General features: G+C 71.5%; 9 protein-coding genes. 7 read left to right on the forward strand and 2 right to left on the reverse strand.

Translation table 11 applies throughout. From position 1 onward, the window contains the following. The first annotated feature begins 403 nt into the window (after positions 1-403). From ETD85_RS25680 to thyX, 6 genes are all read left to right on the forward strand, one after another. Entirely contained in the window at positions 404-2,530 is a 2,127-nt protein-coding gene (locus ETD85_RS25680) for an anthranilate synthase component I (RefSeq protein ID WP_138692345.1), read from the forward strand. Positions 2,531-2,587: 57 nt separating this feature from the next. After that, a complete protein-coding gene (locus tag ETD85_RS25685; protein WP_138692346.1) occupies positions 2,588-3,781 on the forward strand; it encodes an amidohydrolase family protein in 1,194 nt (397 codons plus the stop codon). Positions 3,782-3,837: 56 nt separating this feature from the next. Beyond that, positions 3,838-4,746, forward strand: coding sequence for an ABC transporter ATP-binding protein (locus ETD85_RS25690; protein WP_138692347.1), 909 nt, complete (start codon positions 3,838-3,840; stop codon positions 4,744-4,746). Continuing rightward, positions 4,746-5,525 (forward strand): ABC transporter permease, encoded by a 780-nt coding sequence (locus ETD85_RS25695; protein ID WP_240779417.1) that lies wholly within the window; start codon positions 4,746-4,748, stop codon positions 5,523-5,525. Before ETD85_RS25690 ends, ETD85_RS25695 begins: the two co-directional genes overlap by 1 nt. Positions 5,526-5,710: 185 nt before the next feature. Continuing rightward, complete coding sequence (locus ETD85_RS25700) at positions 5,711-8,365, forward strand: M4 family metallopeptidase (protein WP_138692349.1); 2,655 nt, start codon at positions 5,711-5,713, stop codon at positions 8,363-8,365. A gap of 119 nt (positions 8,366-8,484) precedes the next feature. Then, a complete protein-coding gene (gene thyX / locus ETD85_RS25705) occupies positions 8,485-9,219 on the forward strand; it encodes an FAD-dependent thymidylate synthase (RefSeq protein WP_138692350.1) in 735 nt (244 codons plus the stop codon). Between the two features lie 51 nt (positions 9,220-9,270). Here the strand turns inward: thyX and ETD85_RS25710 are convergent, their stop codons facing one another. Both ETD85_RS25710 and ETD85_RS25715 read right to left on the reverse strand, forming a co-directional pair. Further along, positions 9,271-9,579, reverse strand: a complete 309-nt coding sequence (locus tag ETD85_RS25710) for a ubiquitin family protein (protein ID WP_138692351.1) — start codon at positions 9,577-9,579, stop codon at positions 9,271-9,273. 3 nt (positions 9,580-9,582) lie between these two features. Then, positions 9,583-10,662: a WD40/YVTN/BNR-like repeat-containing protein gene (locus ETD85_RS25715; protein ID WP_138692352.1), complete on the reverse strand. Its 1,080-nt coding sequence runs from the start codon at positions 10,660-10,662 to the stop codon at positions 9,583-9,585. Between the two features lie 174 nt (positions 10,663-10,836). On the opposite strand from ETD85_RS25715, the gene ETD85_RS25720 reads away from it, so the two are divergent. Further along, positions 10,837-11,613, forward strand: coding sequence for a helix-turn-helix domain-containing protein (locus tag ETD85_RS25720; RefSeq protein WP_240779411.1), 777 nt, complete (start codon positions 10,837-10,839; stop codon positions 11,611-11,613). The last annotated feature ends 6 nt before the right edge of the window (positions 11,614-11,619 follow it).

The raw sequence follows: 11,619 nt of genomic DNA on the forward strand, positions 1-11,619 counted from the left end.
CGAAGAGATCGTGACGGCCCTCGGCGTACGGCGCGGCGGCGCCTTCTCCTCGGGCATGGACTATCCGGGCCGCTACAGCCGATGGGCCTTCGGCTACGTCGACCCGGTCTCGGTCATCTCGGATCTCCTCTGGGGATGATGACTACAGAAATACAGTACAGCTCTGTATTGTATGTCGCCGCGGCGGGTCCCCGATGAAGGGTGCACGTTCTGGCGGGTCGCGTTGCGCGATCTTGGTCCGGCGGTTAACCTGTTCCCATGCGAAATCACGCTCAGCTCCAGTGGTGGCGCCGCTCCTAGGCGGCGCGTGTTTCGCATTCCTCAACGGACGGCCGCCCCGGAGGGCGGCCTTTCTCGTGTCCACCCCCGGGGCTCAGCATTTGACGTGATAAGGGGCAAGCTGGTGGAGACGAGCGGATATACCACAGCCGGGGGCATCGGCGTCGAGCGCGAGACACGCGAAGTGGACGAGGCGGCGCTCGAAGAGATCGTGACGGCCCTCGGCGTACGGCGCGGCGGCGCCTTCTCCTCGGGCATGGACTATCCGGGCCGCTACAGCCGATGGGCCTTCGGCTACGTCGACCCGTGCCTGGAACTGGTGGCCAAGGGCCGCACCATCTCGGCGACCGCGCTCAACGCCCGCGGCCGGATCGTGCTGCCCGCCGTCGCCTCCTGCCTGCTGGCCGCGGGCAAGCCGGTCTCCGAGCCCACGCCCGACCACGTCGAGGTCCTGGTGCCCGAAACGGCCGACCTGCTGCCGGAGGAGCTGCGCAGCCGCCGGCCCACCGTGTTCACCGCGATCCGCGAGGTCATCGCCGCCTTCCGCGGCGAGGACCCGCACCTGGGCCTGTACGGCGCCTTCGGCTACGACCTGGCCTTCCAGTTCGAGCCCATCAGGCACGAGCTCGTCCGCCCCGACGACCAGCGCGACCTCGTGCTCCACCTGCCCGACCGGCTGGTCGTGATCGACAGGCAGCGCGAGACCGCCCTCGAACACCGCTACGAGTTCACCGTCGACGGCACCACCACCCGCGGCCTGGACAGGTCCGGCACCACCGCCGAGCCCGTCACCCCCGCCGAGCTGCCCGCCAACCCCACGCGGGGCGACTATGCCAAGGTCGTGGCCGCCGCCAAGGAGAAGTTCAAGCGCGGCGACCTGTTCGAGGTCGTGCCCGGCCAGGTCTTCCACGCCACCTGCGACGACCCGTCGGCCTTCTACCGCGGCCTGCGCCACAGCAACCCGGCCCCGTACGAGTTCATCATCAGCCTCGGCGAGGGCGAGCACCTCGTCGGCGCCTCGCCCGAGATGTACGTCCGGGTCAACGGCGATCGCGTGGAGACCTGCCCCATCTCCGGCACCATCGCCCGCGGCAGCAACCCGGTCGAGGACGCCGAGGCCATCCGCACCCTCCTGTCCAGCGTCAAGGAGGAGTCGGAGCTGACCATGTGCACCGACGTCGACCGCAACGACAAGTCGCGGATCTGCGTGCCGGGCACGGTCAAGGTCATCGGCCGCCGCCAGATCGAGCTCTACTCCCGCCTGATCCACACCGTCGACCACATCGAGGGCCGGCTGCGCCCCGAGTTCGACGCGCTCGACGCCTTCCTCACCCACATGTGGGCCGTCACCGTCACCGGCGCCCCCAAGACGTGGGCCATGCAGTTCATCGAGGACCACGAGGCCACCACCCGCAGGTGGTACGGCGGCGCCATCGGCTTCATCGGCTTCGACGGCTCCATGAACACCGGCCTGACCCTGCGTACCGCCCAGATCAAGAACGGCGTGGCGACCGTCAGGGCCGGGGCCACGCTGCTGTTCGACTCCGACCCCGAGGCGGAGGAGCGCGAGACCGAGCTCAAGGCCAGCGCGCTGCTCGGGGCCCTGGCCGCGGTCAACCAGCCCGGCGCCGCGCCCGTCCCCGAGCCCAGGCCGCAGCCGGGCCAGGGCATGAAGGTGCTGCTGGTCGACCACGAGGACTCCTTCGTCAACACCCTGGCCGACTACTTCCGCCAGGAGGGCGCCGACGTGGTGACGCTGCGCCACGGCTTCCCGATCCACATGGTCGACGACATCGGGCCCGACCTCGTGGTGCTCTCGCCCGGCCCCGGCTGGCCGACCGACTTCGGCATCTCGGCGCTGCTCGACCAGATCTACGCCCGCGACCTGCCGGTGTTCGGCGTCTGCCTGGGCCTGCAGGCCATGGTCGAGCAGGCGGGGGGCACCCTTGAGCTGCTCGACTATCCCGAGCACGGCAAGCGCGGCCAGGTCTCCAGGCTCGGCGACAGCGCGCTGCTCGACGGGCTGCCCGAGGAGTTCACCGCGGCCCGCTACCACTCGCTGCACGCCAAGCGGCCCGGCGTGGTCGGCTTCACCCCGACCGCGCTCACGCCCGACGGCAACGTCATGGCGATCGAGGACCCCGAGCGGCGGCGCTTCGCCGTGCAGTTCCACCCCGAGTCGATTCTGACCCAGGAGGGGGGCGCGGGAGCGAAGATCATCGCGAACGTCCTCCGCCTTTCCCGAAGGTAGCCACCCTCCTCGGTAAAACGTCCGCGGGGGCGTGCGGGGCTCCCCTAGAGTCTCCGCATGCTCCCCGTAGACCTGCCCGACACGGTGCGTGACGCGCTGCTCGCCCCGCTCGTCGACCACCACTGTCACGGGGTGCGGCGGGACGACCTGACGCGCGCCCAGTTCGAGCTGCTCATCACCGAGGGCGGCAGCCCGGCGCCGCCCGGCACCACCCATTTCGACACGCCGCTCGGCGTGGCCCTGCGCCGCTGGTGCGCGCCGCTGCTCGACCTGGAGCCGCACGCGCCGCCGGCCGTCTACCTCGCCCGCCGGGCCGAGCTGGGCGCGGGCGAGGTCAACCGGCGGCTGCTCACGGGCGCGGGCGTGGTGGCCTTCCTGGTGGACGACGACGGCCCCGGCGACGGCCCCGGTGACGGCCCCGGTGACGACGTCAGCGGCATCGACGACGTCGACCTGCTGTCGGCCGCCGAGATGGGCCGGCACGGCGGCGCCGCGGCCGACGAGCTCGTCCGCATCGAGCGGATCGAGCGCGACGTCGCCGAGTCCGCGCAGGCCGCCCTCGACTACCTCGACAGCCTGGGCGAGGCGCTGGCCGCCAGGGCCGCCAGGGCGGTCGGGCTCAAGACGGTCATCGCCGGCGTGTGCGGCCTCGACCTGGAGCCCGGCAGGCCCAGCAGGGGGTCGGTGCTCGCGGCGGCCAACCGGCGGCTGGCCGAGCCCAAGGAGCCGGCGACGGAGCCGGTCCTGCTGCGCCACCTGCTCTGGAGCGCGATCGACGTGGCCAGGGAGCGGGGGCTGCCGCTGCAGTTCCACACCGGGTTCGCCGGTTCGGCGCCCGACCTGCACCGCTGCGACCCGGCCAGGATGAGCGCGTTCGTCCGGGCGCTGCAGCCTCTCGGCGTGCCGGTGATCCTGCTGCACTGCTACCCGTTCCACCGCCAGGCCGCCTACCTGGCCGCCGTCTACCCGCACGTCTACGTGGACATCGGCCTCGCCCTGCCGCACACGGCGGCCGCGTCGGCCAGGGTCATGGAGGAGCTGCTGGAGCTGACGCCGTTCCACAAGCAGCTGTTCAGCTCCCACTGCCGTGGTGTGGCCGAGACCGCCTACCTGGGCGCCCTCTACTACCGGCAGGCGCTCGGCGCCGCGCTCAGGGCCAGGCTCGGCGCGGGGGAGTGGAGCGTCGCCGACGCGGCCCGCATCGCCCACATGATCGGCTCCGGAAACGCCCGCCGGGTGTACCGCTTGTGAACTCCTCCTCACGGAGGAGGCGCGACTTCGTACTAATTACGGATAATCGCCACACCATGAGTGCTATCGAGATACGAGACCTTTCAAAGTCGTTCGGTCCGGTACGCGCGGTGGACGGGGTGTCATTTACTGTCGAATCCGGCACGATAACGGGCTATTTAGGCCCGAATGGGGCGGGAAAGACGACAACCCTGCGCAGCCTGCTCGGGCTGGTCACCGCGGATTCCGGCAGCGCGCTGGTCAACGGCCGGCGCTACGTCGAGCTCGACCGCCCCCTCAGCGAGGTCGGTGCGGTGCTCGAAGCCACCAACTTCCATCCGGGACGCACCGCGTACAACCACCTGCGCGTGCTGTGCACGGCCGCCAAGCTGCCCAGGGCGCGCGTGGGCGAGGCCCTGGAGCAGGTGGGCCTGGCCGACGTGGCCGGCAAGCGGGTGCTGGGCTTCTCCATGGGCATGCGGCAGCGGCTCGCCCTGGCCACCGCCCTCATCGGTGACCCCAAGGTGTACATCCTCGACGAGCCCGCCAACGGCCTTGACCCGGCGGGCATCCAGTGGCTGCGCGGCTTCATGCGCCACCTGGCGCACGAGCGGGGAGCCGCCGTCCTGGTCTCCAGCCACGTGCTGGCCGAGGTCGAGCAGATCGTCGACAACGTGGTGATCATCGCCAAGGGCCGCCTGGTCCGGCAGGGCACGCTGGCCGAGCTCGTCTCCAACGGCGGCGCGCCCGTCATCAGGGTGCGCACGCCCAAGCCGGAGGCGCTGCGGCCCGCGCTGGAGCGGCACGGCGCCCAGGTGGAGGCGGTGGGCGACGTCCTCAGGGTCACCGGCCTGGACGTCGAGGGCATCGGCGGCATCGCCCTGGACGAGCGCATCCTGCTGACCGAGATGACCCAGGAGCGGGGCGACCTGCAGCAGGTCTTCCTGGAGCTGACGGGAGAACAGACGGGGGAGGGGCGAGCGTGATGGCGCTCATCCGCGCGGAGCTGCTCAAGGTGGTCACCACCAGGCTGTGGTGGGTGATGCTGATCGTCATGCTCGCCTACGTCGGCCTGTCGCTCGGCTTCTTCATCGTCTTCGCCGGCCAGGGCGGGCCCGAGGGAGAGGCGATCGTCCCGGCCCGCGGCACCCTGGCCTTCCAGGAGTCGCTCTGGAGCGCCGGGGCGGGCGGCTCCCTGTTCGCGGCCGTGCTCGGGGTCGTCATGATGACCTCCGAATACCGCTACCAGACCATCACCACCACGCTGCTCGTCGCGCCGAAGCGGGTCAGGGTGGTGGCGGCCAAGCTCGCCGCGACCATGGTGGTGGGCGTGGTGCTGGGGCTGGCGGTGCTGGCGCTGACCGGCCTGGCGATCGCCGGGTCCGTGCTCGCCTCGGGCGGCGACCTGGCGTTCAACGCGACGATCGCGCGGGTCGCCGCGAGCGTGCTGGCCGTGCTGGCGCTCTACACGCTGTTCGGGCTCGGCCTCGGGGCGCTGGTCAAGAACCAGGTCGGGGCGCTCATCGCGGTCATCGCCTGGGTGTACGTCGTCGACTCCATCGTCAACGCGATCCCGGCGCTGCAGCCGGTGGGCAAGTTCACCCCCGGCGGGGCGACGGCGGCGCTGACCAACGTGGGAGCCGGGTTCGGGCTGGACACCGCGTACCTGCTGCCGGCCTGGGCGGGCGGGGCCGTCCTGCTCGGCTACGCGCTGATCTTCTCGGCCCTCGCCTCCGTCACCACGCTGCGGCGCGACATCACCTGATCCGGAGCGGGAAATCCGGTGCGGCGAAGATTGGCCGCGCCGGACGTTTCCGCGCCGCTGACCTCCTCCAGGAAAGAGGTAATGAATATTTCCGCAAACGGGTAATCGAATTGTTATTTGGCTCTTTGTCAAATTTGCTGTGATGATCGGGTCGCCAGAAAATCTACGCCACACCTGGAGGTGTCGTGTCCTGGCGTCCCATCACCCTCACCGCCATCGGGGCCAGTGCCGCCTTATGCCTGGCGCTGTCCCTGCCGGGAGCCGCCGCAGCCGACGACCCGCCGCCGCCCGACGTACAGACGCGCGCGGACACGCGGGCGCCCGCGGAGGTGAGCGGGCTGGCCGAGCCCGCGCAGCCGGGAGACCCGGTCGCGGCGGCCAGGGCGCACCTGGCCGATCCGCGCTACCACCTCGACCCGGCCGACCTGGTGCCGCTGCGGACCGTCGTGGACGGCCGGGACGAGACCGTCAGGTTCGCCCAGCGCTACCGCGGCCTGCCCGTCTTCGGCGGCCAGTACCTCGTCCACTTCCGCAAGAACGGCGCCCAGCGCGAGGTGACCGGCGCGGGCGGGCGCTTCCTCACCGAGCTGAGCGTCGACCCCGCGCCGGCGATCACCGGCGCGACGGCGGCGAAGCTGGCCCGCTCCCGGCTCGTCGCCGACCGCCGCGTCCGCGAGACGGTCAAGGCCACGCCCCGCGAGCTGGTCGTGGTGCCGCGCGGCAAGGGCGTGCTGGCCTGGCACGTCACGATCGCCGGCACGGACCGGGTCAAGAAGCGGCCGGTACTGCTCGACGCGTACGTGGACGCCCATTCGGGACGGCCGCTGTTCGGCGTCGACCGGCTGCGCCACGAGGGCCCGGTGACGGGCAGCGGCCAGACCGCGCACGGGCAGACCGTGCCGCTCAACGCCTACCAGCGCGCCGACGGCGCCTACGAGCTGCGTGACCGGTCCCGCCCGATGTGGAACGGCACCACCGGCGAGATCCTCACCTACGACGCGGCCGGCCGCGACGTCCAGGACTTCCTCGACCCCGGCATCCCGCCGGGCACCGAGCTGGCCACCTCGCCCACGCCGGTCTTCGGGCCGCAGCACACCGCCGCCGGCGCCGTGGACGCCCACTGGGGCGCGGGCAAGGTGTACGAGTACTACCGGGGCCTCGGCCGCGAAGGGCTCGACGGCGCGGGCGGCACCATGTACTCCGTCGTCAACGTCACCTTCCTGGGCGGGCCGTTCGAGAACGCCTTCTGGGACGGCACCAAGATGGTCTACGGCGGCGGTGGCGCGGACCTGCACTCCTTCGCCGCGAGCCTCGACGTGGTCGGCCACGAGATGACGCACGGCGTGATCACCCACAGCGCCGACCTGGTCTACCTCGGCCAGTCGGGCGCGATCAACGAGGGCCTGGCCGACTACTTCGGCAACGCGATCCAGACCGCCGCCCTCGGCATCCCCATGAGCGATCCGGACGCCAGCCTGCTGGGCGAGGGGCTCTGCAAGACGCTGCCGCCCGCCGAATGCGCGATCCGCGACCTGGACGACGACCGCAACGCCCCCGAGGACTACATCGGCGTCACCGTGGGCTTCGACGGAGGCGGCGTGCACCTCAACTCCACGATCTTCTCCGGCGCGCTCTGGGACGCCAGGGAGCAGCTCGGCGCCGGGTTCGACAAGATCGCCTACAAGGCGCTGACGGAGTACATGACGCCGCTGGACGACTTCACCGACGGCCGCCGCGCCGTCGAGTCCGCGGCCCGCGCGGCGGGCCTCAGCGGGCGCGACCGGCTCACGATCGCGCGGGCGTTCGACCGGCACGGCATCAGGCCGGGCTGGGAGCGGCTCATCCGCATCGACAGCAAGGTCGTGATCGACGGGCTCACCGACGCCTTCGACCCGCCGGGCCTGGCCGGCGACCGGTACGTCGTGACGAACTCCACCATCGACGCCGCCGGCCCCACCTCCATCCTCACCGGCCGCCTCACGGGCGGCGGCAGGCCGGCCACGCTGTCGGACAACGCCCGCTGGAACTGGCTCCCCGCCACCGACGGCAGGCGCGGCGCGTGGGTGTCCTACGACCCCGGGTCGGGCAGCTTCCAGATCAGGACGCGCCCCCTCGACCGCGGCACGCCCTCGGCGGTGCAGCACGACTCGGCGGGCTACGTCTACGGCATCGCCATCTCCGGCGACACCCTCGCCTGGTCGGGCGACGACCCGGCCACGGGAGAGACCGAGCTGTGGCTGAAGCGCGGCTCCGCCGCCCCGGTCAACCTCACTGCCCAGGCGGGCGTGCAGGGCCTGACGCCCTCGATCAGCGGCGGCCGGCTCGCCTACACGCGGGTGTGGTTCGAGGGGGAGGCCGACCACAGCACCCCGGTCGTCCGCGACCTGGCGACCGGCAAGGAGGTCGTGCTGCCCGAGGTGCCGCCGACCGGCGACGCCCCGTCGATCTCGGCGCTGCCCGTCATGACCGCCAGGCACGTGGTGTGGCTCTTCGACGCCGACCGCGACGGCCGCGCGGGCGTCATGCGGGCCGCCGCCGACGGCACGGGCTCGACGCCGATCGTCGCCGACGGGCCGCAGGCGCCGCAGGCGTCCTATCTGGACGCCAACGACAAGGTGGCCACGATCGGCCACTACCCCGGTGACTTCACCGTGGCGAACGAGAACCTGCTCAAGCTGCTCCAGGTCCCGATCTCGGGCGGCGCGCCGGCGCCGTACTCCTGCAACAGGGGGGAGCAGTCCCTGTTCGCCGCCGGGGAGGGCGGGCGCGTGCTGTGGCTCGACGGCACGGCCGCCGACACCGATCTGGTCACCCGCGAGCGGGCTGTGCACCGCTGCTGACCTGGCATCGGCGCCCGCCGTACCGTTGAGAGGGGGCGGCGGGCGCCGACTCGCGCGCGGGCGCGCCACCTGGTTTGCTTGGGGCCGTCACCGAACACCCAACCGAGCGGGGGCTCTCCATGGGCACAGCCGAACCCGAGACCGAGATCACGTTCCGCAGCGACATGGACGTGGAGCTGGTGAAATCGGCCGCGTCAGACGCCGACGTGCTCTGGGCCGCACGCGTGTCCACGAAGGGCGAGAGCTCGCTGGCCGAGATCGAGGCCGACCCCCAGCGCTCGAAGGGCCTGATCAACTTCCTGATGCGCGACCGGCACGGCACGCCCTTCGAGCACTCGTCCATGACCTTCTACGTCAGCGCGCCGATCTTCGTCTTCCGGGAGTTCATGCGCCACCGCACGTTCTCCTACAACGAGGAGTCCGGCCGCTACCGCCAGCTCGTCCCGGTCTTCTACGTGCCCGGGCCCGACCGCAAGCTGGTGCAGGAAGGCAAGCCCGGCAAATACGTGTTCAAGGACGGCACCCCGGAGCAGCACAAGCTGGTGACCGAGGCGACGATGGACAGCTGCCGGCGTTCCTACGACGCCTACCTGGAGATGCTCGACGCCGGGGTGGCCCGCGAGGTCGCCCGCACCGTCCTCCCGGTCGGCCTCTACTCGTCGATGTACGCCACCTGCAACGCCCGGGCCCTGATGAACTTCCTGTCGCTTCGCGTCAAGCGGGAGGACTCCGCGTTCCCGTCGTTCCCGCAGCGGGAGATCGAGATGGTCGCCGAGAAGATGGAGGCGTTGTGGGCCGGGCTCATGCCGCTGACGCACGCGGCCTTCGAGGCGAACGGCCGCGTCTGCCCGTGAGCCGGCCGCCGGCCGGCCGCCACAGGGGGTATGCGGCGGCCGGCCCGGCGATCAGGCGAGGGCGGGCAGGACGTAGACCTCGGCCCCCGGCGGCAGCGCGCAGTCGAGGCCGCCGAGGCCCCGGGCGTTCTCGCCGCACACGATCATGCTGATGTGCCGGCGGATGCGCCCGTAGTCGTCGCGCAGCCGCTCCTCCAGCAGGGGATGGGTGCGCCGCAGCATGTCGAGCGCCGAGCCCAGGGTCGGGGGGGAGTCGCGGTCGGCGCCGACCGCGAAGACCTTGACCTCCGTCCGCCCGCTCACCCACCGCCGCAGCGAGTTGGGCAGCACGAACACGACCATCGTCACGGGTTTCGTCATCGACTAGAGCACCGCCGCGCGCACGGTGAGGACGTCGGGCAGATGTCGGCCGACCAGCGACCACGTCTCCCCGTCGTCGCGGGACCAGTGGACCTCCCCGTCCCGCGTGCCGAAGAACAGCCCCGCCTCCGACGCCGTCATCGCATCGCGCAGGACGGTCGCGTGGACGGGACCCTCGGGCAGCCCCGCGCCGAACGGCTGCCACGTCTCGCCCGCGTCGTCGCTGCGGTAGATCCGGTAGCGGTGGCCGACCGGGGTGCGGTCCATGTCGGCCGTCAGCGGCAGCACGTAGACCGTGCCGGGCCGCGACGGATGGGTCACGATCGGGAAGCCGAAGTCGCTGGGCAGCGCCGAGCCGATGTCGTGCCAGCTCCCGCCGAAGTCGTCGCTGCGGTAGACGCCGAAGTGGTGCTGCAGGTAGAGGCGGTCGGGCTGCGCCGGGTCCATCGAGACCTTGTGCACGCACTGCCCGAACTCCGGATATTGCTGCCCCTCCGGCATGAACGGCGCCCGGATGTTGTGGTTGGCCGCCTCCCAGGTCAGGCCGCCGTCGGTCGTGCGGTAGAAGCCTCCGGTGGAGACCGCGACCGCCATGATCTGCGGGTCGGCCGGGTGGTTGACGATGGTGTGCAGGCACAGGCCCCCGCCGCCGGGCTGCCAGTGCTGCCGGTGCGGGTGCTCCCACAGCCCTTCGACGAGCTGGTAGGTGACCCCCCGGTCCTCCGAGCGGAACAGCGCGCCCGGCTCGGTGCCCGCCCACACGACGCCGGGCTCCGACGGCGAGGGCGCGAGCTGCCAGACGCGGGTCAGCGTCGCCCCGGTCTTGTCGGGGAAGGCGATGGGCGGCTGCTCGGCCTCCCCCCACGTCTTCCCGAGGTCATCCGAATAGAGGACGGACGGACCGAAATGCCCGTATTCGATGCCGGCCAGGAGCCGGGGTGTGGTGCCTCGGGTGTCGATCGCCACGGAGGGCACCGCGACCGTGGAGAACTGGATCGGCTCGATCTCGAACGGGCCGCCGTCCGTCGAGCGGGCGAGGAACAGGCCCTTGCGGGTGCCGATCGCGAGCACTGCGTCACTCATAGCATCGCTCCCATGTTCGCTTGCCGCCATCGTGCCACGCAGCGCCGACAGTCGCCGAAGACCGGGAGATTCGCCCCACCGAAGCTGTCCGGTTCGACATTACCTGAGGGGTAATCGCCGCCATTCCCTGTTGCCGGTAGCGTGCCGGGTATGGGAGCGCTTGCCGTACAAGAGATGACTTTCGGGGAGCTACTGCGCTCGTGGCGGCAGCGGCGCCGGGTGAGCCAGCTCGATCTCGGGATCGAGGCCGGGGTTTCGGCCCGCCACATCAGCTTTCTGGAGACCGGGCGGGCCCGGCCGAGCCGCGAGATGGTGCTGAAGCTGGCCGAGGAGCTGGGCGTGCCGCTGCGGCACCGCAACCGGCTGCTGGTGTGCGCGGGGTTCGCGCCGATCTATCCCGAGCGGGAGGTACGCGCCCCTGAGATGCACGTCGTACGCCAGGCGCTGGACAAGATCCTGGCCGGGCACGAGCCGTACCCGGCGGTCGTCGTGGACGCGGTCTGGAACCTGGTGGCGGCGAACTCGGCGGCGGCCATGTTCATGGACGGCGTGCCCGCCGAGCTGCTCAAGGAGCCGGTCAACGTGATGCGGCTGTCGCTGCACCCCGACGCGATGGGCGGCAGGCTGCTGAACCTGGCCGAGGTGCGCGCCCACCTGCTGCACCAGCTGCGCAGGCAGGCCGAGGTGTCCGGCGACGGCAGGCTGGCCGAGCTGCACGACGAGCTGGCCTCCTACACCTACCCGGGCGTGGACCTGAACGTGGCGCACGTGCCGGGGCCCGGCGACATCCTGGTGCCGCTGCGGATCGCGGCCGGCGACCGGGTGCTGTCGATGTTCACCACGATCGCCACGTTCGGCACTCCGGTGGACGTGACGGTCTCCGAACTGGCCATCGAGACGTTCTGGCCCAGCGACGAGGAGACCGCCGCCGCCTTCCGCGGCGCGTCCTGAGCCGCT

Source organism: Nonomuraea zeae (assembly GCF_005889725.1).
GTDB lineage: Bacteria > Actinomycetota > Actinomycetes > Streptosporangiales > Streptosporangiaceae > Nonomuraea > Nonomuraea zeae.